A 23,969-nucleotide genomic window follows, 5' to 3' on the forward strand; every position below is an offset into this window, starting at 1 on the left:
CGCGCTAGTTCAGAGTCAGGTGTGATAATAAGAAGATGAAACCAATAATTTATGACTATAACCTCGATCAGCTTCAAGAATGGATGACAGAGAACGGTGAGCCGGCGTTCCGCGGCGGCCAGCTGTTTGATTGGCTCTACGTGAAGCGTGTGAAGAGCTTCGAAGACATGTCAAACTTGCCGAAGGCGCTTCGCGATAAACTGGAGGAGAACTTCCAGTTCGTGACGTTGACAGAGATTACGAAGTTTGAATCGAAGGACGGAACGGTCAAGTTCCTGTTCGGCCTGCATGACAACCATGCGATTGAAACAGTTATTATGCGTCACGAATACGGCAACAGCATTTGTGTAACGACACAGGTAGGCTGCCGGATCGGCTGTACCTTCTGTGCTTCGACGCTTGGCGGTCTGAAGCGTAACTTGACTGCAGGCGAGATTGTCGCTCAGGTTGTAACGGCCCAGCAGATGCTGGATGCAACAGGCGAGCGTGTTTCAAGTATCGTTATTATGGGCTCCGGAGAACCATTCGAGAATTATGACGCTACAATGACTTTCCTGCGTATAATGATTCATGAGAAGGGTCTTAACATCGGCCAGCGCCATATTACCGTCTCGACGAGCGGTATCGTGCCAAGCATGTACAAATTTACGGAAGAGAACACGCAGATTAACCTCGCGATCTCCATCCATGCACCTAATGATAAGCTCAGATCCAAGCTGATGCCGGTTAACCGTCGCTTCCCGTTTGAAGATGTGATGGCGGCTTGCCGCAATCATATTGCGAAAACCGGCCGCCGCATCACGTTCGAGTATGCCTTGATCGGCGGCGTCAATGACCAGGCCGAGCATGCACAGGAGCTTGCTGACGTGCTGCAAGGCATGCTGTGCCATGTCAACCTGATTCCGGTCAACCACGTACCGGAGCGGAATTATGTCCGTACGCCGCGCAATGACATTTTCGAATTCCAGCGTATCTTGGAGAAGAACAAGATCAATTGCACGATCCGCAGGGAGCAAGGCCATGATATTGCGGCTGCATGTGGCCAATTGAGGGCGAAACATATGGAGTCCACGACGAGGTGATCACGGTTGATTACGGCAAACCGAAGCGATGTCGGACGAATTCGTCATATTAACGAAGATCGTTCGTGGGTAGGACAGCTGGATAACGGCATTACTCTGGCCATTGTCGCCGATGGGATGGGCGGCCATCAAGCCGGAGATGTAGCGAGCCAGCTGGCGGTTAATACGTTCAGGGACATGCTCGAGAAGAGTGCGTCGAAGGCGGATTTATCGGTGCAAGAGGGGAAAATGCTTATTCGTCAAGCGCTCGTCATGGCTAATGACGTCGTTTACGATATGGCATCACGCAACGAGCAGTACTACAATATGGGAACGACAATCGTGGCCGCCTTGTATAAGGAACGGCAATTGATTATCGGACATATCGGGGACAGCCGCGCCTATCTCATTACCGCAGATGGAATTGCGCAACTGACGGAGGATCATACCCTCGTCAATGAACTGGTGAAGACTGGCCAGATCAGTATGGAGGAGGCGGCGCATCACCCGCGCCGCAATGTTATTACGCGCGCAGTTGGAACGGACGCGCAAGTCGAGGTTGATATTTATACCGCAGTCTTGTCCGAAAACGATGTGCTGCTGCTCTGCAGTGACGGGTTGACCAATATGGTCACCGACGAGCTGATGCTGCAGACGGTTCGCGAGGATGGGCTGGCATTGGATGATAAAGCGGATCGCCTCATTCAATTGGCGCTGCATGCCGGGGGAGACGACAATATTACGGTCGTGCTTCTACAGGAGGCAAGCGCTGTTTATCGAGGAGGTGACAACGGATGATCGGACATCAACTAGGTGGACGCTATGAAATATTAACGAGAATTGGCGGAGGCGGAATGGCGCTTGTCTATAAAGCGCATGATATTTTGCTGAACCGTAATGTCGCAGTGAAGGTGCTGAGGCAGCAATTTGTTCATGACGAGGAGTTTATTCGGAGATTCCGCAGAGAGGCGCAATCGGCTGCATCTCTGTCTCATCCGAATGTCGTCAGCGTTTATGATGTAGGGCAGGAAGAAGATACCCACTACATTGTCATGGAATATATTGAAGGTCATAATCTTAATGAAATCATTCATGAGCGTGCGCCGCTGCAGGCCGACGAAGCGGTGCGGATTGCTATGCAGATTTGTGATGCGCTTGAGCACGCCCATCAGAATCATATTATTCATCGTGATATTAAGCCCCATAACATTCTGATCGGCAAGAACGGCAGGGTGAAAGTGACGGACTTCGGGATCGCCCGCGCCGTGACATCATCAACCATTACGCAGACAGGCTCGGTTGTCGGGTCTGTCCATTATTTCTCGCCGGAGCATGCCAAAGGAATCAGTACTGGAGAGAAATCTGACCTGTACTCTTTGGGAATCGTGCTGTACCAGATGCTGACCGGCAAGCTTCCGTTCTTTGGAGAAAGCCCGATCAGCGTGGCGCTCAAGCATTTGCAGGAGGAATTCGAGGAACCGAAAAAGGTCAATCCTCATATCCCGCAAAGCGTGGAAAACGTGATTTTGCGTGCCATGCGCAAAAATCCGAATGAGCGTTACCAATCGGCACGCGAGATGCTCACGGACCTGGATACTTGTCTGAAGCCTAACCGCTTGGGCGAGCAGAAGGTTACATTCAGCAGCGATCTCGATGAGACCCGCGTCATGCCGGCTATACGGGGCGATATGCGCCCTTCCGTGCCGCAGCAAGAATATGAATTAACGCCTGTTCCTCCGCTCCCGGCATCTTCCGTACCGCTTGAGCGGGCGAGTAAGGCGGCTGCTGCATCCAGTCAGCCGGACGTGGAATGGAAAGACGAGAAATCGACTGAGAAGGCCAAAGGCTGGAAGCGTCCAACAACTATTGTCGGGGTAACCCTGGTTGTGCTGGCTTTGATTATTTGGGGGTTTCTTGCCCTGCTCAACAAGCTTGACGTGCCGGAAGTGGACGTGCCTTTCGTCGTCGGCAAGCAGGAGGATGTGGCTCGGGCTATGATTGAGGAGGCCGGGCTCAGGGTGAAGGAACCAATTATCCATGAGTTTATGGGCGATGTGCCGGCCGGCGAAGTTTTCGAGCAGGACAAGTCCAACATGCGGGTGAAGGAAGGCTCCTGGATTCAGCTGTCCGTCAGCGATGGCGCCGTGCTGGAGAAAATGGTCGATTACAAAGGCAAGCAGGTGCAGGAAGCTAAGGATGACCTGATGGCCCTTGGCGTAGAGGAAGATCAGATCACGCCGGAATTAGTATTCAGCGATCAGGAGCCCGGCACGATCATTAGCCAGACCCCTGAGGTTGGCGCGGAATTTGATCCGAAGGCGGCTACCTTTACGTTTATGGTGAGCAAGGGACGCGAAACGATTGAGATGCCAAATCTGATCGGACGGACCGTTGCCGAAGCGAAAGATATTGTGAAGGCCAACGGACTGGTGCTGGAAGATGACGATATTTTGGAAGAACCTAGTTATTCGCAAAGCAAAGGCGTGGTTATTGCCCAGGATCAGTTCAAGCCAAACGATCCGGTGCCTAAGGGATCGAAAATCACGATCCGCGTAAGCTCCGGCCCGCCTAAGGATGCTAAGAACCATACGTTTAATGTAACGATATCGCCTGCTGAAGCGGGTAAAACAAGCGAAATCCGAATCGTGTACTCGGATGCGCGCGGTCAGGATATCGAGTGGGGCAAACGCCAAATTCAAGATACCCAGTCATTCCCTGTTCAAGTTATTCTGGCGCCAAATACGGAAGCCAGAGTGACCGTTTACCGGGACGGCCAATTTGTAGATACGCGGACCATCACTTATGAGGAGCTGGCGCAAGGCTCCGATTCTTCATCGCTTACGATTCCGGGAACCGGCGGCAGCGCGGATCCAGATACGGAGACCGGTACGGATACAACAGAGCAAACGGAAAATCCGGATCAGCCCGCAGATGCAGATCCGGAAGAAAGCAATGACAACGGAGGCGCCCAAGATGAGCAGCAATAGTGAAGCCAAGGGGAGAATCGTCAAGGCGCTCAGCGGTTATTATTACGTATTACCGCAAGAGGCGGAATCATCGGGGCAAACGGTGCAATGCCGTGCACGCGGTGTATTTAAGAAGAGAGGTTTGACGCCGCTTGTTGGCGACGATGTGGTATACACCTTAACGGAGAATGGCGAGGGCACGGTGGAAGAACTGCTGCCCCGCTTTTCCGAGTTAATACGGCCGCCGGTTGCGAACGTGGATCTGGCTATTCTCGTCTTTTCCGTGACGGAGCCCTCCTTGAATTTACAGCTGCTGGACAAATTTCTTGTTCATATCGAGCATGCCGGCATCGAGCCGGTGTTATGCTTAAGCAAACAGGATTTGGAACAAGACGGCGGGGAAACCGAAGAGGCGGCTGTGGCTATTGAGGCCGTGAACCGTATTTACACGGCTATCGGCTATGAAGTATACGGCACCAGCTCCCGCCAAGGTGTTGGCGTTGAAGCGCTGCATGACCGCCTGAAAGGGCATGTGGCTGTTTTCGCCGGACAGTCAGGCGTAGGGAAGTCCTCGCTATTGAACGCGCTTGTTCCTGGCCTTGATCTTGAGACGAACGCGATCAGCAATCGGCTTGGCCGCGGGAAGCATACAACCCGGCATGTTGAACTCGTCGAGATAGGCGGCGGTTACGTGGCGGATACACCCGGCTTCAGCCAGCTTGATTTCACTGAGCTTGGCATCGAGGATCTGGGGTATTGCTTCCGCGAGATGCGCGAGCTTGCACCGGACTGCAAATTCCGGGCCTGCACCCATGTGCATGAGCCGGGATGTGCGGTGCTGAAGGCGGTAGAGGAGGGCACAATTGCCCCAAGCCGCCATCAGAATTATTTGACGTTTATGACGGAAATGAAAGAGAGAAAGCGGAGGTACTAAACCATATGGCAATTATCGCACCATCTATCCTGTCGGCGGATTTCGCACGGCTTGGAGACGAGATCAAAGCAGCAGAACAGGCCGGAGCGGATTGGATTCATGTAGATGTTATGGACGGTCATTTCGTACCAAACCTGACGTTTGGCCCTCCGGTTATTGCGGCTGTACGTTCAGCTACAAAACTTCCATTTGACGTCCATTTGATGATTGAGCGTCCTGAGCTTTCCATTCCAAGCTATGCAGCTGCCGGAGCGGACCGGATTACCGTACATGCAGAGGCTACGGTGCACCTGCACCGTACCATTCAGCAAATCAAGGATCTGGGTTTGCCTGCGGGCGTTGCACTGAATCCGGCTACGCCGCTGTCCGTGCTGGAGCATATTCTGGGGGATATCGATCTGATTCTCATTATGACGGTTAACCCGGGCTTTGGCGGACAAGCATTTATCGAGGAGTCGCTGAATAAGCTTCGTCAGCTGCGCAAGATGCTTAATGACCGCGGCCTCAGCCACGTTCATGTGCAGGTGGACGGCGGTATTAACAGTGTTACTGCGAAGCAGGTGGTAGAAGCCGGCGCGAATGTGCTTGTAGCAGGCAATGCCGTATTCGGGGAAAGGGACCGCGCGGCTGCAATTGCTGCGCTTCGGTAAAGCAATGGAGGAAGATTTCGATTTAGAGGAAAGCATTTGGAAGAAGATTTGGTGGATCGCTTTCTACGCGATAACAGCAGGCATTCTGCTCGGTCTTTTTACGACGATCACCTCGCCTATCAAGTACGTTTGCTCTCTTGTTGCCTTGTATGTCGCCATAAAATGCTTCAAGCGTTTCTCCACCTGGGGGCCGCGTATTTCCTTTATCGTATCTGCCATAATTGTTTATTTCGCTACGGCACTCGTAATCGCGATCGTCATTTATTTGCGTGACAATCCGATGCCTGCAGGCTAATAGAATACTAGCTGGCGCTTTGGAATAGGACAGCTTAGCATCGCATAGGATGGTTACATGAACGAAGGTTCGTGTAGCCATTTTTTTGTGTGTTTAATAATTGGTACACTTCCAATTTCGATGAGCGTGTCTGAGGAGGGATGGGCATGAAATTTTACACGATCAAACTGCCGAAATTTCTGGGCGGATTCGTAAAAGCAATATTGAATACCTTCCAAAAAAACTAGGTCCGATGCACGGCTTAACGAATGATCGTGGGCAAGGCGGAACCGTCCCGCCATTCAATGGCGGCGGGAGGCGTTCCGATCCGGAGAATTCTAAGCGAAATTATAAGAGAAGAGCTTATAAATCTTAGAATTCAAGGCAGAACGGTTGTGCTGTCCATAGGTAGCAGAACGCGTTCCGATCCGGAGAATTCTAAGCCAAATTATAAGAGAAGAGCTTATAAATCTTAGAATTCAAGGCAGAACGGTTGTGCTGTCCATAGGTAGCAGAACGCGTTCCGATCCGGAGAATTCTAAGCCAAATTATAAGAGAAGAGCTTATAAATCTTAGAATTCAAGGTGAAACGGCTTGGCGTTCCTTTGGCAGCTTGGCGCATTCCGATCAGAAGAATTCCAAGCCACTTTATAAGAGAAAGCTTATAAAGTCTTGTAATTCAAGGTGAAACGGCTTAGCGGTCCTTGGCGGTTCAGTCTGGAGCGAATTCTAAGCTATTTTATAAGATATAAGCTTATAAATTCCTTAGAATTAAAGAAAAAAAAAAGCACCTGAGCTCAGGTGCTTTTTGTCTAAATATAAGAAAGTATAAACAAGTATACGACGCTTATATTTCATAGCGAAACGTTCGCTGCGCCGCCAAGGTGACGGCGTCAGCCGTTTGCGCTAGACCGCTTGGTTGGAATCCGGAATTAAACGCGAGTTACTTTGCCGGATTTCAGTGCACGTGTGCTGACATAAACGCGTTTCGGTTTGCCGTCTACCAAGATGCGAACCTTTTGCACGTTTACACCCCAAGAACGACGGTTTTTGTTGTTTGCGTGGGATACATGGTTGCCTGTACCAGGCGATTTACCAGTAATAAAACATTTGCGGGACATGAGTACACCTCCTTAAGTTTGTGCTGCAAGGGAGCAAAACTTCCTCGCAACATGCGCTTAGAGTTTGCTTTGAGCCATTAGCTGCATTGTTAGCACAAGCTGTAATTAAATTACATGGTCAAGCCTGCACAAAAACATACTTGATTATCGTATCACAATTGTCGTGTATCAGCAACTCAAAAGTATACGAAATGATGGATTTCGTCACGGTTTTTGCTAAGTACCCTTCTATAATGAAGCCGTTTATAGTACAATAATCCTTAGTCCATATTAATTACGGTAAAGGAGTGTATTCCCATACCACTGCAGATTAAGAACGAGCTTGGACAGATAATTGTGAATGATGACTGCATTGCAGTGATTGCAGGCTCTGCAGCCATGGATTGTTATGGGCTTGTCGGGATGGCTTCCCGCAAACAGCTGAAGGATGGCATCGCCGAGCTGCTCGGCAGAGAGAACATGTCGAAGGGCGTCGAGGTACGCCGTGAGAATGAACAGCTTCATATTGAACTGCATATTATCGTAAGCTACGGCACGAAGATTTCCGAAGTAGCGCATAATATTCAGACCAAAGTTAAATACGTCCTAAATGATGTAATAGGTCTTCAAGTGGATCAAGTCCATATATTTGTTCAAGACGTAAGGGTATCTACGTAGTCAATGCTTACGAAGTTAGAATTGCTTTTGCAATTCTTTTAGGAAGGGGAATTGTCGTTGAGTAAGCGCTCCATTAACGGATCTGATTTTACCGCCATGGCACTGCTCGGTGCGGAATATTTAGAAAGAAATGTAGACCGGGTAAATGCATTAAATGTGTTTCCGGTGCCAGACGGAGATACGGGTACGAACATGAATCTAACGATTGTCTCGGGGGTTCGTGAACTGCGGAACAAGCCGTCCGCCCATCTTGGTAAGGCTGCAGAAGCATTGTCCAAAGGACTCCTGATGGGAGCCAGGGGCAATTCAGGGGTTATTTTGTCCCAGTTGTTCCGGGGCTTCGCCAGATCGCTGGCTAACCTGGAAGAGGCCGGTACGCTTCAGATTGCCGCTGCATTCCAAAATGGCGTGGACATGGCATATAAAGCGGTCGTGAAACCGGTAGAAGGAACCATTCTTACGGTAGCAAGAGAGGCGGCCAAGCATGCCGTTCAGTATGCCCGCAGGACGAGTGATGTCGTTGAACTTATGCAAGAGATTCATGCGAAGGCGAATGAAGCGCTCCAGCGCACGCCTGACCTGCTGCCGGTACTGAAGCAGGTTGGCGTCGTCGATTCCGGCGGACAAGGTCTCGTGTACATCTACGAGGGCTTTGTTCAATATTTAACACATAGCGGTACGATTCAAGAGAAGGTATTTGCTTTCCCGTCTGAAGCGGCAGCACCGGAAGAAGTGGCTGCAGCACAGCCAGTCGCTGCAATCCGTCCATCGGCGGTTGGAAAGCCGTCTGTGCCGACTTCTGCCCAATCGAAATTGGCGACGGAGGACATCGAGTTCCTGTACGATATGGAATTCTTTATTAATCGCAAAATCAGCGGGAAACCTGCAACGTTTTTTAATGAATACGCTTTCAAGAAGGCGCTTGAAAAAGACGGAGATTCGATTCTCGTTATTGCCGATGATGACATTATCAAGGTGCATGTCCACTCGCGCAAGCCTGGCGATGTATTAAATCTCGCTATGGCCTACGGCGAGCTCACGGGCTTCCACATTCTGAACATGCGTGAACAGCACCGCGATCTGCTGGAGCATGAAGCAGCGGCTGAGCCTTTCGCTCCGGTGCCTGAGTATGCGCTTACCGGCGATATCTCGTCGACAGAACTGCTTGCGGGACCTGCTGCCCAGGTCGTAGCACCGGAAGAGCTGCATGAGCTAGCGCCGTTTGGTATTGTGGCGGTTGCACTCGGCGAGGGCATCGCGAACATTTTCCTCAGCAACGAGGTGGATATCGTATTGTCGGGCGGCCAGACGATGAATCCGAGTACAGAGGATTTCGTTAATGCGATTGAATCTTTGCCGGCGGAGCATATCTACCTGCTGCCAAACAACAGCAATATCATTCTTGCGGCTGAACAGGCTGCAGAGCTTAGCGGACGTCAGGTAACGGTTATTCCGACGAAGACGATTCCGCAGGGGCTGGCGGCGATTCTTGCCTTCAAGGAAGAGGAATCGGCCGAGCGTAACGCCGCATGGATGAAGAGTGCAGCAGTGCAGGTCGTGTCTGGCCAGGTGACGCAGGCGGTACGGAATACGTCCATCGACGGCGTTGATATCCAGGAAGGCGATTATATGGGGATTAAAGAGAAGACGATTGTCTCCTCCAAACCTAGTCTTCTAGAGGCTTGTCAGCTGCTGATGGCGGCTATGGTGGAGGAAGGCGGCGAGCTGTTGACCGTGTTGACGGGCGAGGATGCGAAGGAATCCGATACAGCCGCTCTGTGTGAATGGATTGAGGAAGCATACCCGGACGTTGAGCTTGAGGTTCATGCCGGCGGCCAGCCTTTATATCCTTATTTATTCGCTTTGGAATAGCCATAATAAGCTTGGGAGGGGACGTATGGGAAACATACGCATCGTAACCGACAGCGCATCAGACATTCCACTCGCGTTAAGGGAAGAGCTTGGCATTGAGATGGTTCCGCTGAAAATTCTGTTCGGAGAAGAGACATACTATGATGCCGTTACGATCAATACGCAGCAGTTCTTCGAGAAAGTAGCGGTGTCGCCACAAATGCCTACTTCGTCCCAGCCATCGCCGATGGAGTATCAAGAGGTGTATGAGCGCATTTTGCAGGAAGATCCCGGGGCATCGATTATATCCATTCATTTATCGGGTGCAGTGAGCGGGACCTATCAATCGGCTGTTATCGGCAGCTCTATGGTTGACGGCGATCCGGATATTACGGTACTGGATTCGAAGACGGCGTCTTACGCTTATGGCATGCGTGTTGTAACGGCTGCCAGAATGGCAAGAGAAGGGGCTTCGAAGGAAGCGATTATGACCGAAATCGGCCGAATGGAACGGGAAACGCAGCTGTATTTTCTCGTAGATACTCTTGAATATTTGCAAAGAGGAGGGCGGATCGGCAAAGCTTCTGCTCTTATCGGATCTATTCTTAATATTAAGCCGATCCTGTCGCTCGACAAAGAAGGCATGGTATATGCCGTAGATAAAATGCGCGGTACAAAAAAAGCAATGGCACGGATTATGGATATGCTTGGCGATGCTTGCGGCCAGGATCCGGTTATTGTAACAATCGCTTGGAACACGAATAAGGAAGCCGCTTTGGAATTCCTTGAGCTGATCAAAAGCCGGTTCAATGTTCAAGAGGTTGAATACGCAACCGTTGGTGCTGTAATCGGAACCCATGTGGGTCCCGGCACGATGGCTGTGTTCGTGCGCAGAGTGTGAGGTAGAGGACAATGACGCTGGAACAGTATTCTGTCCGGCAAATTAAAGGCGTGAGCGCTCCTAAGGAAGAAGAGCTTCACGCCTTTGGCGTTCAGACTGTCGCCGATTTGCTGGATTATTTTCCATTTCGATATGAAGATTATCGCATACGCGAGATTGCCGAAATTAAGGATGGCGAGAAGGTAACGGTGCAGGGCGTGATTCGGGGCAACCCTGTGCTGCAGCGCTATGGCAAAAGCAAGTCACGCCTGACCTGTAAGGTTGAGGTTGATCATATGCTCGTGACGGCCGTGTGGTTCAACCGTCATTTTCTGCAAAATCAGCTAACACCGGGCAGGGAGATTGTGCTTACGGGTAAATGGGAGCAGCAGCGCCTGCAGATGACGGTGTCGGAATCTGAATTTGCGGACAAGTCGACGGGGATGATGAAGTCTGGGACTTTGCAGCCAGTCTATTCGGTAGGCGGTGGAATTACGCAAGCCTGGATGCGGAAGACGATCAAGCAGGCGCTTCTCCAGTACGGCACGATGATTGAAGAAGTGCTGCCTCATGAACTTGTCGAGCGCCACCGGCTTATGCCAAGACGTGATGCGGTGCAGCGTATTCATGACCCGGGAGAGGTAAAGGAAGGGCTGGAGGCCCGCCGCCGGATGGTGTATGAGGAGCTGTTCCTGTTTCAGTTGAAGCTGCAGGCTTACCGCTCCCTCACGCGTAAACGCGGTGACGGTATCGTTCATCAGGTAAACGGGGAGACGATCCGGAACTTTGCGGCTACGCTGCCATTTGAGCTGACGGACGGCCAGAAGAAGGTTGTAAACGAGATTATGTCCGATATGCGGCAGCCGGCGGCAATGAACCGTTTGCTTCAAGGTGACGTGGGATCGGGGAAAACGGTAGTTGCGGCTATCGCGCTGTACTGTACGATTAAGGCCGGCCATCAAGGAGCACTTATGGTGCCGACCGAAATATTGGCAGAACAGCATCTGCGATCGCTGCAGAAGCTGTTTGCAGGCTCTGGCATTGAGGTAGGCCTCTTGACCGGCAGCCTGACGGAGAAGAAACGCCGCGACGTACTCGCCGGACTGCAGATGGGCATGATCGATATTATTGTCGGTACGCATGCGCTTATTCAGGACGATGTTTTTTTCCGCAGCCTGGGTCTGGTTGTAACGGATGAGCAGCACCGGTTCGGTGTGAATCAGCGGAGCATTCTGCGCCGCAAAGGGATGAATCCCGATGTACTGACGATGACGGCAACACCAATTCCGAGAACGCTCGCCATTACCGCCTTCGGAGATATGGATGTGTCCACGATCCGGGAGCGTCCGCATGGCCGGAAGCCGATCAAGACGTATTGGGTGAAGCACAGCATGATGGACCGCGTTCTTGGCTTTATCCGGCGCGAGGTCGGTGAGGGTCGCCAGGCGTATGTCATCTGCCCGCTGATCGAGGAATCGGACAAGCTGGATGTGCAAAACGCGATTGATCTGTATGTGCAGATGCAGCAGGCTTTTCCCGATCTGAAGGTTGGTCTCTTGCACGGCAGACTGTCGGCTTCGGAAAAAGATGAGGTCATGAGCGCGTTTGGTGCTAACGAGACCCATCTGCTGGTGGCAACGACAGTTGTTGAGGTCGGGGTTGACGTACCGAATGCCACGCTTATGATCATTATGGACGCGGAGCGGTTCGGGCTGTCGCAGCTGCATCAGCTTCGCGGTCGTGTCGGGCGTGGGGCGCATCAGTCGTTTTGCGTGCTGGTGGCGGATCCGAAGTCGGAGAACGGCCGTGAGCGGATGAAGGTTATGACGGAGACCGATGACGGATTCGAGGTGTCACGGCGGGATCTGGAGCTGAGGGGACCGGGGGATTTCTTCGGAACGAAGCAAAGCGGCTTGCCGGAGTTCAAGATCGCCGATATGGCGGCGGATTATGAAATGCTGGAGCTGGCCCGCGATGATGCGGCGGAGCTTGCCGGACGGGATGATTTCTGGACGAACCCGACGTTTGAACGGGCGCGTGTTCTGCTGCTGAAGGATCAAATTTTTCAAGGGGAACAGCTCGACTAAGCAACATCTTCCATCTAACGGCATATAGTTAAACGATCGAATTATCGGAATGCCGGATGGAGGTGTCGAGGCGAGTGAGTTACCAAAAGTACGGCATTCGGCCGCAATTGGTCGAACGCGTCAAATTCAAATTAAAAAATCCGGCCGTCAAGGACCGGATGCGGCTGCTGCTGGGCAACGTGACGAAGTATGATCTGCAGGACCGGGTAAAGGTGAGGAAGCTCGTGAAATCGGCGGGCTCTATTTTACAGGAACCGCTGACGGATATTCAGGAAGAACAGATTATTGATTTTATTCTCGGGCAAAAAATAGATCCAAACAACACCTTCCATTTGCTGAAGCTATGGGGGATGTTCCGCTGACCGCCTGCGGTCGGCTTTTTTTTATTTGCCGGTATAGACTTTTTTAGCCGCTCACGTTACGGGGAGGAAAGGCCGTAATATGCTGTATGAATTCCAACTTTAGCTTTCCTCCTCTGTCACCATAAATGCAGCTGGCCTCCGGGGTTTACCGGTTCGATACAGTCGGCTGTATCGTTCTTGACGCTTCCGACCGCTGAAGATACAGGGTACGCTTCAAGCTCCTCCGCTGCATACGGCAGGAAAAGGCGTTCCAGCGCTTGCGGGTCCTGAACGGAACGGTCGAGCCAGAAGGGCTCGTCCTCACGGCGAAGAATAACCGGCATCCGGTCGTGAATTGGAGCCATCAGCTCGTTGGGCGAGGTTGTCATAATGGTGCAGCTGCTGATGGTTGTCGTGCCGTCCGGTGCAAGCCATGTCTCGTACAGCCCGGCCATGCTGAAGAGCGAGCGGTCCTTCAGAACAATGCGCATTGGCTGCTTGCCGCTACCCTCCTTTTTCCACTCGTAGAAGCCGTCAGCCGGGATCAGACAGCGCTTGCGGCGGAGCGGTGCCTTGAAGGCCGGCTTCTCGGCGGCCGTCTCTGAGCGGGCATTCAGCATTTTGTTGCCGATCTTCGGATCTTCCGCCCAAGGCGGAACAAGTCCCCACTGGAGCTCGCCAAGCCGGTTCCGTTGTCCGTCATTAATAATAGCAAGCACCTGCTGGCCGGGCGCTACGTTATATTTTGGCCGGTGGTAAGGAACCTTCGTCTCGCCGATCATGTAACGAATCATCAGCTCCTCGAGTGACACGGTGATCGTGTATCTCCCGCACATGGCAAATCCTCCTTAAGTTCGTTCTTTGCCCTTTATTATGCATGAACAAGCCGTCTGTCGGCAAATACTTGTGTTACCAGGATAGCGAAGGAGGGCGGTTGATGTTAAGCGGGAAGGGGAGGCACGGCCGCCGCGGCTCCGGCCACAGCAGAGGGAAAAGGAGCAGTCTCAGTAAAATCAAACAGCTTTTCTCGCTGCCGGTTGCGGCATGGGATTATGCTGTCGGCAAATGGCATGGCATGGAGGCTTCGCATGAAATGCTTGCCGAAGCCATTCCGCTGCTGCTTGTGGAGGATGCGGTACAGGAGCTGACGACAGCTTGGCTGAAGCTGGAGGGGCATGCTGAGTCCGGGATCGCCGGCGAGGGCTTCGTGGGTGCAAAGATGGTTACGGATACTCAAGGGGAAAGTGTGATTGACCGGATTCTTGCGGAGACAGCCCGCCTTAACCGTAATAATGTGACTCGAACGGAAGCCTACCGCCAGATGTATAAACGTCATCCTGAGCTTCATTGGGCGATGCTGGCCCATCTTGTCTCCCGTAACGGCGGCTGGAACATGACCGATCTGGAGGGAGAGTGGCTGCCGCATCTGCTGCCTGGCAGCAAACGCAAGGACGTCTTTATGATGCTCGAACATGCGAATGCGTTTATTTTTGGTGACGCTTATCCGCAGTTGCTACTGTATGAAGAAAGCGTTCATGCGCAGCGGCCGCTCTTTCATTTGCTGCCTGCCTTTGGGGTAACGCGTTTCATGCGACCTGTGTGGGAGCAGTTCTGGCGGCGGCGTGATTCTGTGCCGCTTACGGTTGCGCTCATAGTAAATGAACAGCATTATATCGAGCATCGGGTCGTGCAGAGTGATTACTTCCGGAGGAATGTGATCGATACGTTCTTCTTCGGGATGCAGTCGCTGCTGCAGCTGAATGCGGTCATGTTCCCGTACCATTCTGGCAGCGAGCTGCGCTTGGCGGGACTCATCATGGAGCACTTTGACGATTTGTCCGAGCGGATTGAGTTTGGTAAGGCTCTGTACGCGATCTTGTTTGGCGTACCTCGCGTGCGCGAAGGGGTGCTTGCTTTTGCGGATAAGGGGCGCCATACGGGCTCGAGGGTCGACTATGCACCCCAGCTTTTTGCCCGAGTGCGCCGCGATCCGCCGTCCGCACTGTATAAGGAGCGGCTGCTTGGTGGCAAGCTGCTGCCGGGAGCAGCGCCTATCTATAGTCCCGGGCTCGGGGACGCATGGGCGGACCAGCTTCTAGAGGCGGCCGAGCCAGGGGACTGGTTTCGTTCAACCGCGGACATCGCGCCGTACTTTCGCAAGCTGAAGCTGCCCCGCAGCTTTGAACTGACGAATGAGTACGGCCTGCTCCTCAACAAGATAGAGCTCGCCGTGCTTGCTGCCCAGCAGCTTCGGCTGGATGAGCAGAGAGAAGCAGAAACGAAGTAGTTAAAGGAGACGCCGCAGTCTGCCCGTACGGCCTCATGATCCGGCAACAGGGCTATACAACAGCGGCAGCATGTTCAACCCCAAAGCCACGGAAAAAGACTGCTTCGCGGCAGTCTTTTTCCGTCCATTCTATATTCCAAGCATTTATTAGGATTCTCCGTTCTGGTCCGTGCGGCACACGATAAGCGCATCGCCGCTTGGCAGCAGACGGAAATGGACATGCTTCGCGCCGTCTTCCTTGCCCGAACGGAGCATCACACCGGACGAAGCATTCCCGTTCGTAAAGTTCACGGATTCGATGTGAGCCGTTACCGAAAGTTCCTCGCCGTCTTCCACGGGCGCATTCTGATACATGTAGACGAAATCATCCGTCCTGCCCCAAACGTCATAACCGTTGCTCAGCACCTTATAGCTGCGGCGCTAAGGATAGGATACTCGCCGGGATAATTGCGGTAAACAACCTGATGCCCGTCTCTTCCGGAGTCGGCTTCGGTCATATATAATGTTTCGTCCGTTTCGTATGTACCTTCGCGAACCGCGACGACGACATCTGCAGACATGCCTTCGGCGATCGCTGCTCTTACGGCTTCCTGCGCCCGGCCAATCGTACGGAACGGTCCGTCATTCTTCTTATTGCTTGGTTCTGCGCGTGTACCGGACCAATTATCGCTGCCAGTTTTCGATACGTAGAAATCCGCTTGGAAAGGGGTATTCGACTGAACGGACTGTGCCGCGTTCACGGGGGCTGCCAGCATGACGATGATCGCCATCATTACGGATATAGCCAGACTTGCTTTCCACTTGCTTCGCACGATATACACCCTCTCATCTCCCTAGAACAAATCGAAATTTATGGTAACATCATTCCTTTATTACCATTTGGTAAGCGCTTACCGAAACTCATTGTAAAATACAAGGAGGTGCGCAAACTACTCTTCTCGTCGCTCAGTACGTTCAATAAACGGTTCGTCCATCATTTCGGACTCGCTCCGCGGGAGTACCGGAAGCAGTATCAGCAGCTGCGGGGATGAAAGGGAGTCTAGTTATGCCCATGAACAAACACAAAAAAACACCGCGCTGAACAGTCAGCTTGCGGTGCTTGCGGAAGATCACTTAAACATCAGCGAGATATATTTGGCGATGCGGACGCTGATCTCGGCGCGGGCGGCATCGCGGATCATGGAGAAGCGGTCCTCGTAGCCGCGGCAGATGAACTTATAATGAATCGCGCCGTGCTCGCTGTTGCTCTCTTCAAGGAATACGCGGATGTTCCGCTCCTTCAGCGCCTTGCGGACGGCGTTTAGATCGTTGTGAATATGGCCCATTAAGACGCGGGAGGCTTTCATATACAGCTGCTTCATCGAGTAGGGGGACAGCTCGATGTCCTTGCAGTTCTTATCTACGATGGTCAGCATCATGGGGAGCAGCACATAATCGCGAATAAGCTCAAGCTCCTCTTTGCTCGGAACGGGGACAGGCCCGGAAGCTTTCGGCGTCTCTCGCCGCTGCAAATATTGCTCCCGATGCTCAGGCAGCATCATACGGCTGGATTCCCAGCGTCCATTGCCTTCCAGTTTCTTGCTCATTTGTAGTGTCCTCCAATTTTGACGCTGCGCTCACGGGCCTGGGCTGCCTCCAGCAGCGAGGAAGCCCGCAGAATCGAGGTCGTTCCGAATTTATGACGGATCGCATCGGTGACGCGATCCAGCTTTCTTTCCTTTTCCCTGTTGCCGAACAGGGAAAGCTGATATTGATCGTCGGGAACCAGCTTAGATAACGTAACGCCGAGCTTGCGGACGGGGAGCCGATCCCAATGGGCGTAAAATAACGTCCTCGCCGCAGCAAATACTTCCTTCGTAATATTCGTTGGATCGGGTACCGTCATCTGGCGGAAAAAACCGGTCGGCCGGTCGAAATCCGCACCCTGCGCGCCCGCTGCAACAACGCTGCCCATATAGCCCTTGGCACGGCTGCGGCGGCACACTTCCTCGCTTAATTCCAGCAGAATGACGTCAATTTCGTGCGGCTTGCTGTAATCGCGGGGCAGCGTCATTTGATGGCCGACGGCTTGCTGCGCATCATGTGTGCTTGGCTTGACGGGGCTTGGATCAATGCCGTTCGCCGTCTGCCAGAACAGCTCCGCTTGAATATCGCTGTTGCGTCCCATCCGCGCCCGCAGCTTGCGTTTGAAGTCGGGCAGGGGAAGGCTGCCAAGATCGCCAATCGTTGCAATCCCCATCCGCTCGAAATGCGCGGTCATCCGCGAGCCAACGCCAAACATTTTGTTGACAGGCAGCGGCCATAACAGGGATTCTACGTCTGTTTTTGGGAGCGTGAATACGCCGGATTCATTCTTTTTCGCCCAAATATCGGTGGCCATCTTGGCCAGAATCTTGTTGGAGCTGATGCCGACCCGCGCCCATACGCCGGTGTAGAGCATGATCTTGGTCTGGATTTGCGTTGCAATCTCATCGGGCGAGCCGAAGTAAGACAGGGAACCTGTCACGTCAAGGAACTGTTCGTCGATGGAGAAGGGCTCCACCAGATCGGTAAACGAACGGAAGATGTCGGTAATCATAAGCGAGACGTCGATATACAGCTGCATGCGTGGTCTAATAATGACGAGATGCGGACATTTGCCAAGCGCTTCGCCAAGGGTCTCGGCGGTCGTGACGCCGTACTGCTTCGCAAGCGGACAAGCGGCAAGAATAATGCCCGAACGCCGCGAAGGATCGCCGGCAACGACGACCGGATCGTTCTTATATTCGGGATGTGCGGCCTTCTCGACGGACGCGTAGAACGACTGGCAGTCAATCAGCATAATGACACGTTCCATAATCCCCACTCCAATACAAATGCGAAAGTATGTTCGTATCTTATTATATACCGAATGTATGTTCGCTATGCAAGGGATATTTGGAGGTAATTTTAAACAGTTGGGGGGGAGGTGAGTAGGGTATAGATTATGATGTAATCTACTTAATTAATTGCAATTCATGAGATGTTTTGTCAAAAAATGACGAGAATTCCTCGATTAATGAGGCGAATTTCCTCATTTTTTAATTTATACGTCATGTAAATTGACATTAAAATCGCCCCCTCCTATAATGATGATGCGAATTATGGAAATTAAATCCAATTTAATGTTCGTGATTAACAAAGAAGAGTTGGGAAGTGGAGAGAGAAAAAGAAATGGTTTTATCAGATGGGGCTTGTTGCAGTGGTACTTAGCTTACTTCTTGCAGCTTGCGGCAACAATGAGGAACCTGCATCCACGACAAATGAAGAAAATATTGCAAAGAAGTACAATGATTCGACAACATTCGCTGATTAAAACTAGTATATTTTATCTATTGAACATAAAATAGTCGAATGAAAGCGAGAAAGTTTGTTCCAAATTACACAATCGTTACCGCCCACGCAGATTTTCGGACTTCATTTTCTGGTTAATCCGGAACGAGCAGAAATATCGAGAGTTTTCTCCGCAATTTTCCTTCCTACATAAACAAAGTGAGATTATTATCAGATAATCAATTATGCACCGCTTCAGTCTTGTGATCAGTTCTACAACAACATAAACGGAGAATTTTTTTATTCTAAGGAGTGAAGCGAGTGCTGAAAATGATGATTGTCGATGATGAACCAAGGACGCTGGATGGAATCCGGAGATGTTTGCAATGGAACGAATTAAATATTCGCATAGTGGCGCAAGCAAGTAATGGCAGGGATGCGATCAATCTAGCAGGACAGTTGAATCCGGATATTGTGCTTACCGATATTCGCATGCCGATCATTGACGGCATCGCACTCTCCAAGATGTTAAAAAAGAATGTCCCGCAGACAAAGGTTATTTTTATAACCGGTTATATGGATTCCGTATATATGAAATCAGCCTTTAAAGTAGGGATTGTCGATTACATTTTAAAGCCCATCGATATTCAAGAGCTCGAGCATACTATCCGAAAAACTGCGGAAATATGCCTTTTGGAGAAAATGGAAGAGCAGCGGTTGGCGGAGCTGGAGTCAAGGCTTCGCGAAAGCTTGCCGTTGATGCAGAAGGAATTTCTGGAAATGCTTGTACTTGGGGAAATCGGAGTTCAGGAGGACATTTTAGAACGCCTAGAATCTCTCGAGCTGGATATTCCCCAGATTGGAAGCTATTTGGCGGTATCGATTCATTTGGATGACAATACCTCGCTTAAGAAGCAATATTCCGCCCTGGATATCCAACGGCTATCCAAGCGGTTACTCCGCGAGATAAAAGCTGGGTTGGACGGATCAGGCAGCATCGTATTCGAGTTGTATGAATGCCAATTTGTCGTTTTGCTGCACGAGTCCGAACCTGACAAGATCCGAGAAGAACATTTAACGGAGAAATTTAAAGCGCTGGCCATTGACATCCAAAGCGTCTTTCATGAAACCATGAGACAAAGCGTGACTATCGGGATCGGCCATCGGGTCGATCGTCTGGAAGATTTGAAGGATTCCTACTATACGGCATTGCATGAGGTGAATCAAAAGCTGTCCTTGTATGAGGAAGACAGCTCATTATACGCCGCAAGGCAGGGTTCGAATTCTTACAAAGTGGTTGAGCGCTTAAAGTCGATCATGCATGAGAGATTCGCGGAAAATCTGTCTATCGAACTCTTGGCCAATGAAGTTTTTGTATCACCTCCCCATATTTGCTTGCTGTTCAAAAAAGTAACCGGGGAAACGATTAATGGTTATTTAACCCGTATCCGAATCGAAGAAGCAAAGCGATTGCTTACGCAAGGAACGAAGAAGCTTTTCGAAGTTTGTCTGGAAGTAGGGTACACCGATCCCAAATATTTCAGCAAGCTGTTCAAAAAGCATACTGGAATGAATCCGTCCGACTTTAAGCGGGTTTAGGGGTTTACAAAATTCGATTGTTTTTCGAAAACAGGAAGCACCGCACAGGCGGTGCTTTTCTTTTTTTGGAAAATAATCTGAAAGTTCAGACGATTATACACCTTCACAATACGTTTACCTACCCCATCCGAATAGGGGAATCTCTACAATAAGGATATAAAATTCGAGCTTATTCTCGGAAATTAGCCGATCAAGAGCTGACCTTCATCGTCGAAGATGATCGAAGGATAGCTCCACCTGGTTAGGAAGCGGGAGGAGAGAAAAATTTGAAGAGAAAAAGAATGAAACAAGCTTTATTGGTCACCTTCTCGACCGCAATGTTGTTTAGCTTGATTATGAAACAGGCTGCCCATGCAGAGTCTTACGAGCAGACATCGGGGCACTTCCTTTCACCCGCAACTGATACGGCAGGTGAAGGGGCTAGTCGAATTATTGTGAAATATAAAGATGGAGCGGCGGATCGACATCAATTGTATGCGAAATATGCTTTAACGGCGATGGAGCAGTTGAAAGTATCCAATTCCAGTTTGGACGTATTGGAGGTTTCTCCTGGTTCGGATGTTGCGAAAGTGATCGATTCGTTGGAGAAAGATCCGAATGTGCTCTACGCGGAGCCGGATTTCCAAATTCAGAGAACGAGCTCGGCGGGGGATATCCAGAGTACACCGGTTAAACAGAGTCAAGGCGGTTTGCCAGCGGGTAGCAACTCTGTCGTACCAACTGCGTCTGTTGAGGAATTTGTGTCCTCCATTCCTTCCCTTCCTAACGATCCGAATTTCTATGAACAATGGGGCCTCAATAACATCGGGCAATATTTGCCAAACCTGCAACCTTCAATGGCTCAATGGGATATCGATATTAACGCTCCTGAAGCATGGGGAATAACGCAGGGTGCCAGTGATGCGATTGTAGCCGTTATTGATACGGGCGTTGAAATCAATCACCCTGACCTGCAAGACAGCATTTGGACAAACGAAGGCGAAGTAGCTGGCAATGGGAAGGATGATGATGGCAACGGCTTTGTAGATGACGTTCACGGCTGGAATTTCTTTGGCGGCAATAATTCGCTCTACAACGTATTTGATGAAGATCTTCTGGGTACGCAAATGGCCGGTGTGATTGCCGCAACTGCGAATAACGGGATTGGAATTTCCGGTGTCGCGCCAAATGCTAAGATCATGCCACTCAAAGTTATAGGGGCCAATGGGGCCGGTTACTTATCTGATGTCATCTGGGCCATTGAATACGCTGAACGTATGGGTGCCAAAGTGGTTAACATTAGTTGGTCTTTAACGGAATACAGCCAGGCGTTAAAGGATGCCATCGATGGCTCTTCCATGCTGTTTGTTACGATCGGCGGTATGGACTATTTGAACAGCAAGGATGTGGTTCCCGAATATCCGGCGGCCTATGACAGTGACAATATCCTCTCCGTATCCGGGGTAAACCCTCATGGTGAGTCATTCTTTGGTTCTGTCCGAGGGAAGAGTGTAGATCTATCCGCGCCAAACGAGTTCATATGGACGACCATTCCAAGCAGAAACCCCGGGCTTGGCGCACAAATCGCGGGTGGCAAATATAAAGTTCTCTATAATGGGATCGGCTTTGAGAATATAACATCGTCGGATGATTCGCAGCAAGACGCTTTCGATCGGGCGATGCAGTACTTTGGTAAGCAGAACCCCTCCATTCTTCTTGTACAGGATGATGAATGGCAAGCCATTGATAACGGAGCCAATTATTTGCCACTCTATCAATCTTTGCTCGACGCTTCAGGCTATCAATATGACACCCTGACCGTTAATTATGGTGACGATGGCCCCTCTCTAGAAAAGTTGAAACCATATGATCTTGTCGTTTGGTTTACAGGGGCCGGAGTAGGTTTTGAATGGCAGAATTTTGATGTTGATATATACACGACTCCGCTGAAGGAATCGGACCAAGCGAGCTTGAGTGCCTATTTGCAAGGCGGAGGAAATTTATTGCTATCAGGTTCATCCCCGCTGCTAGGTAATGAGTATTCTTCCTTTGTGAATGATGTTCTACATTTGGATGTCATAAGGATGAACAATTGGAGGGCCGGTGAAGACTGGGAACACGCGGAGGGAGCGCCTGGCACGATCAATGAGGGGCTGTCATTCGACATGTATTCGTTTGGGTCATACGAAGACGTGATATCAAACGACCCTTCCATAACGACTGTCAATTTAAACGCGGAGCTTGATGATTATAGCTATAGTTCAGGCGGCTTTGAATTTCCCGCAGCCTTTGCTTCGGGGGTTGCCGCATTAATTTACAGCGAATATCCGTCAGAGGACGCTTCCATTATCAGGGAAAGAATGATCCTTAGCGGCAAGCCGTTATATCGTGAAGATGATTTTACAGCCGATACAATGGTGGATGCGTATAAAGCGCTGACCGATAATGATCTTCCAGGTCAACCTTATACCGAAACGACTTATACCGATACAATTGCTGCAGAGACGGATGCTCATGATGTGTATTATATCCACTTGAATAAAGGCGACAAGCTGGACCTTAATCTGGCAGGGGATTCGGGTACGGACTTCGACTTGAACCTGTTTGATTCGACGGCCCAATCTTTATATGACACCAACAAAGTCGCAGCTAGCTCTGCAATTAGGGGAAGCTCCACTGAAATGATTTCATATGTGGCGACAGAAACAGGGAATTATTTTATCGACATAAATGCTTTCAGCGGCGCAGGCGGATACACCATCAGCGCGCAACGAACCCTTATTCATGAGACGGGAACCTACGAGGACAGCGATGCGGCTCTTATCTTTACCGGTCCTTGGTCGAACAAATCGGATGCCAAGCATTCGGGCGGTACAGCGAAGCAGTTGGACGCAGCAGGAAACGTTGATTTCTCCTTTACAGGCGGCCAAATTGAATGGATCGGCTATAAAAATGATGAGCAAGGCATTGCAGATGTTTATATCGATGGAGTGAAAGTGAAATCGGCATCGCTGTTCAGCGAATCTTTGCAAACGCAGCAAATCCTCTTCAGCGAGTCATTGCCTTATGGAGGACATACGATCTCCGTCAAATGGACGGGGAAATCGGATCCGGCAGCAAAGAAATCGACGAATTCAATTAATATTGATGCGTTTCGCGTAGTGACCGAAACCGATGTGTATACGGTGAAAACAGAAGAACTAGATCCATCGTTTGCGTATTACGGAACGTGGAACGCTTTGGATAACGTGAACTATTCAGGCGGCCGGATCAAAACGACAAGCAGTAAAGGTTCCTTCGTCGATATTCCGTTTACGGGTTCGAAGGTAGTGCTGCTGGCTTCTACCATGCCTTCGGGAGGGAAAGCGAAAATAGTGATAGATAATAAACCGGAAACAGCAAAAATAGTAGATTTCTATAGCTTATCTTCTCGTTACCAGGCTGCTGTGTTTGATTCAGGTGAACTGGAATACGGAAGTCATTCGCTTAGAGTGATCAACATGGGCGAACATCAGACGAGCTCCACTGGGTTTGCGATTGATGTTGACGCGATTATGGTAACGAAGTCTTCATCCGTGAATGAAATAACAAAACGGTTCGAAGAAAGCAATCCATACGTCAACCTGCATGGCGCTTGGACTTTCACGATGAATAGCCAATATTCGGATAGAAGTGCCGCCTATACCAACCTTGCAGGAAACTATGCGGAGCTTTATTTCGACGGAACGAAGGTGAAAGTGTTGGCGACTGCTGGGCCTAATAGAGGGAAAATTGATGTTTATATGGATGGGAATCTAGTAACGGGCGAGCCAATTGATCTGTATAGAGAAACCTATCAATTTCAAGTTCCTATCTTTGAATCTGCAGATTTGTCCGTCGGAAGTCATACCATCAAAGTCGTGAATGCAGGGGAGAAGAACGAGCAATCTTCCGGAAATTATGTATCTATTGATGCCTTCCTTGTAACTAGTGTTCTGAAATAAATGGTAGA

The 23,969-nt window shown here is 50.5% G+C and carries 21 protein-coding genes; 15 read left to right on the forward strand and 6 right to left on the reverse strand.

The window, feature by feature from the left end:
• Positions 1–35: 35 nt before the first annotated feature.
• From rlmN to spoVM, 7 genes are all read left to right on the forward strand, one after another.
• A complete protein-coding gene (gene rlmN / locus BM200_RS02680; RefSeq protein WP_091181044.1) occupies positions 36–1,082 on the forward strand; it encodes a dual-specificity RNA methyltransferase RlmN in 1,047 nt (348 codons plus the stop codon).
• A 6-nt stretch (positions 1,083–1,088) separates the two neighbouring features.
• A complete protein-coding gene (locus tag BM200_RS02685) occupies positions 1,089–1,859 on the forward strand; it encodes a Stp1/IreP family PP2C-type Ser/Thr phosphatase (RefSeq protein WP_091181046.1) in 771 nt (256 codons plus the stop codon).
• The gene (pknB, locus tag BM200_RS02690) at positions 1,856–4,048 is read left to right on the forward strand and encodes a Stk1 family PASTA domain-containing Ser/Thr kinase (RefSeq protein WP_091181048.1); all 2,193 of its coding nucleotides are present in this window, start codon (positions 1,856–1,858) and stop codon (positions 4,046–4,048) included. The genes BM200_RS02685 and pknB overlap by 4 nt, the downstream gene beginning before the upstream one ends.
• The gene (rsgA, locus tag BM200_RS02695; protein ID WP_091181051.1) at positions 4,035–4,961 is read left to right on the forward strand and encodes a ribosome small subunit-dependent GTPase A; all 927 of its coding nucleotides are present in this window, start codon (positions 4,035–4,037) and stop codon (positions 4,959–4,961) included. The genes pknB and rsgA overlap by 14 nt, the downstream gene beginning before the upstream one ends.
• Before the next feature lie 5 nt (positions 4,962–4,966).
• Entirely contained in the window at positions 4,967–5,611 is a 645-nt protein-coding gene (gene rpe / locus BM200_RS02700) for a ribulose-phosphate 3-epimerase (protein WP_091181053.1), read from the forward strand.
• Positions 5,595–5,906, forward strand: coding sequence for a hypothetical protein (locus tag BM200_RS02705; RefSeq protein ID WP_091181055.1), 312 nt, complete (start codon positions 5,595–5,597; stop codon positions 5,904–5,906). Before rpe ends, BM200_RS02705 begins: the two co-directional genes overlap by 17 nt.
• A gap of 146 nt (positions 5,907–6,052) precedes the next feature.
• Positions 6,053–6,133 (forward strand): stage V sporulation protein SpoVM, encoded by an 81-nt coding sequence (gene spoVM, locus BM200_RS02710; protein ID WP_010345573.1) that lies wholly within the window; start codon positions 6,053–6,055, stop codon positions 6,131–6,133.
• A gap of 684 nt (positions 6,134–6,817) precedes the next feature.
• Here the strand turns inward: spoVM and rpmB are convergent.
• Positions 6,818–7,006 carry a 50S ribosomal protein L28 gene (gene rpmB, locus BM200_RS02715; protein WP_015845317.1) on the reverse strand — a complete coding sequence of 63 codons (189 nt, stop codon included), beginning with the start codon at positions 7,004–7,006 and terminating at the stop codon, positions 6,818–6,820.
• 297 nt (positions 7,007–7,303) lie between these two features.
• Between rpmB and BM200_RS02720 the strand changes: the two genes are divergently transcribed.
• The 5 genes from BM200_RS02720 to BM200_RS02740 all read left to right on the forward strand — a co-directional run bounded on the left by BM200_RS02720 (position 7,304) and on the right by BM200_RS02740 (position 12,843).
• Positions 7,304–7,663, forward strand: coding sequence for an Asp23/Gls24 family envelope stress response protein (locus BM200_RS02720; protein ID WP_091181057.1), 360 nt, complete (start codon positions 7,304–7,306; stop codon positions 7,661–7,663).
• Positions 7,664–7,720: 57 nt separating this feature from the next.
• Positions 7,721–9,535: a DAK2 domain-containing protein gene (locus tag BM200_RS02725; protein WP_091181060.1), complete on the forward strand. Its 1,815-nt coding sequence runs from the start codon at positions 7,721–7,723 to the stop codon at positions 9,533–9,535.
• Between the two features lie 25 nt (positions 9,536–9,560).
• Positions 9,561–10,415, forward strand: a complete 855-nt coding sequence (locus tag BM200_RS02730; protein WP_091181063.1) for a DegV family protein — start codon at positions 9,561–9,563, stop codon at positions 10,413–10,415.
• Between the two features lie 11 nt (positions 10,416–10,426).
• On the forward strand, positions 10,427–12,481 hold the full coding sequence (gene recG / locus BM200_RS02735) for an ATP-dependent DNA helicase RecG (RefSeq protein ID WP_091181066.1): 2,055 nt from the start codon (positions 10,427–10,429) through the stop codon (positions 12,479–12,481).
• Between the two features lie 74 nt (positions 12,482–12,555).
• Positions 12,556–12,843 (forward strand): stage VI sporulation protein F, encoded by a 288-nt coding sequence (locus BM200_RS02740; protein WP_175532710.1) that lies wholly within the window; start codon positions 12,556–12,558, stop codon positions 12,841–12,843.
• A gap of 116 nt (positions 12,844–12,959) precedes the next feature.
• Here BM200_RS02740 and BM200_RS02745 read toward each other — a convergent pair whose 3' ends face one another.
• The gene (locus tag BM200_RS02745; RefSeq protein ID WP_091181072.1) at positions 12,960–13,658 is read right to left on the reverse strand and encodes an SOS response-associated peptidase; all 699 of its coding nucleotides are present in this window, start codon (positions 13,656–13,658) and stop codon (positions 12,960–12,962) included.
• A gap of 101 nt (positions 13,659–13,759) precedes the next feature.
• Between BM200_RS02745 and BM200_RS02750 the strand changes: the two genes are divergently transcribed.
• On the forward strand, positions 13,760–15,109 hold the full coding sequence (locus tag BM200_RS02750; RefSeq protein ID WP_245772863.1) for a DUF2515 domain-containing protein: 1,350 nt from the start codon (positions 13,760–13,762) through the stop codon (positions 15,107–15,109).
• Between the two features lie 147 nt (positions 15,110–15,256).
• Here the strand turns inward: BM200_RS02750 and BM200_RS02755 are convergent, their stop codons facing one another.
• The 4 genes from BM200_RS02755 to BM200_RS02770 all read right to left on the reverse strand — a co-directional run bounded on the left by BM200_RS02755 (position 15,257) and on the right by BM200_RS02770 (position 17,945).
• Positions 15,257–15,514, reverse strand: coding sequence for a hypothetical protein (locus tag BM200_RS02755; protein ID WP_091181075.1), 258 nt, complete (start codon positions 15,512–15,514; stop codon positions 15,257–15,259).
• Entirely contained in the window at positions 15,508–15,930 is a 423-nt protein-coding gene (locus BM200_RS02760) for a hypothetical protein (RefSeq protein ID WP_091181078.1), read from the reverse strand. Before BM200_RS02760 ends, BM200_RS02755 begins: the two co-directional genes overlap by 7 nt.
• A 288-nt stretch (positions 15,931–16,218) precedes the next feature.
• Positions 16,219–16,695 (reverse strand): YhjD family protein, encoded by a 477-nt coding sequence (locus BM200_RS02765; protein WP_091181080.1) that lies wholly within the window; start codon positions 16,693–16,695, stop codon positions 16,219–16,221.
• On the reverse strand, positions 16,692–17,945 hold the full coding sequence (locus BM200_RS02770) for a DNA polymerase IV (RefSeq protein ID WP_091181083.1): 1,254 nt from the start codon (positions 17,943–17,945) through the stop codon (positions 16,692–16,694). The genes BM200_RS02765 and BM200_RS02770 overlap by 4 nt, the downstream gene beginning before the upstream one ends.
• A gap of 785 nt (positions 17,946–18,730) precedes the next feature.
• On the opposite strand from BM200_RS02770, the gene BM200_RS02775 reads away from it, so the two are divergent.
• Together BM200_RS02775 and BM200_RS02780 are read left to right on the forward strand one after the other, a co-directional pair.
• A complete protein-coding gene (locus BM200_RS02775; protein WP_245772929.1) occupies positions 18,731–19,999 on the forward strand; it encodes a response regulator in 1,269 nt (422 codons plus the stop codon).
• A gap of 266 nt (positions 20,000–20,265) precedes the next feature.
• Positions 20,266–23,961, forward strand: coding sequence for a S8 family serine peptidase (locus BM200_RS02780; RefSeq protein WP_091181087.1), 3,696 nt, complete (start codon positions 20,266–20,268; stop codon positions 23,959–23,961).
• Positions 23,962–23,969 lie beyond the last annotated feature (8 nt).

It is taken from the genome of Paenibacillus catalpae (assembly GCF_900112695.1).
GTDB classification, from domain to species: Bacteria; Bacillota; Bacilli; order Paenibacillales; family Paenibacillaceae; genus Pristimantibacillus; species Pristimantibacillus catalpae.

Bases quoted from the DNA above. Each gene is read 5' to 3' on its own strand.
- BM200_RS02745 (WP_091181072.1), bottom strand. From the start codon at position 13,658: ATGTGCGGGAGATACACGATCACCGTGTCACTCGAGGAGCTGATGATT.
- rpmB (WP_015845317.1), bottom strand. From the start codon at position 7,006: ATGTCCCGCAAATGTTTTATTACTGGTAAATCGCCTGGTACAGGCAAC.
- spoVM (WP_010345573.1), top strand. From the start codon at position 6,053: ATGAAATTTTACACGATCAAACTGCCGAAATTTCTGGGCGGATTCGTA.
- BM200_RS02765 (WP_091181080.1), bottom strand. From the start codon at position 16,695: ATGAGCAAGAAACTGGAAGGCAATGGACGCTGGGAATCCAGCCGTATG.
- BM200_RS02770 (WP_091181083.1), bottom strand. From the start codon at position 17,945: ATGGAACGTGTCATTATGCTGATTGACTGCCAGTCGTTCTACGCGTCC.
- rsgA (WP_091181051.1), top strand. From the start codon at position 4,035: ATGAGCAGCAATAGTGAAGCCAAGGGGAGAATCGTCAAGGCGCTCAGC.
- BM200_RS02775 (WP_245772929.1), top strand. From the start codon at position 18,731: ATGATGATTGTCGATGATGAACCAAGGACGCTGGATGGAATCCGGAGA.
- pknB (WP_091181048.1), top strand. From the start codon at position 1,856: ATGATCGGACATCAACTAGGTGGACGCTATGAAATATTAACGAGAATT.
- BM200_RS02730 (WP_091181063.1), top strand. From the start codon at position 9,561: ATGGGAAACATACGCATCGTAACCGACAGCGCATCAGACATTCCACTC.
- BM200_RS02750 (WP_245772863.1), top strand. From the start codon at position 13,760: ATGTTAAGCGGGAAGGGGAGGCACGGCCGCCGCGGCTCCGGCCACAGC.
- rpe (WP_091181053.1), top strand. From the start codon at position 4,967: ATGGCAATTATCGCACCATCTATCCTGTCGGCGGATTTCGCACGGCTT.
- rlmN (WP_091181044.1), top strand. From the start codon at position 36: ATGAAACCAATAATTTATGACTATAACCTCGATCAGCTTCAAGAATGG.
- recG (WP_091181066.1), top strand. From the start codon at position 10,427: ATGACGCTGGAACAGTATTCTGTCCGGCAAATTAAAGGCGTGAGCGCT.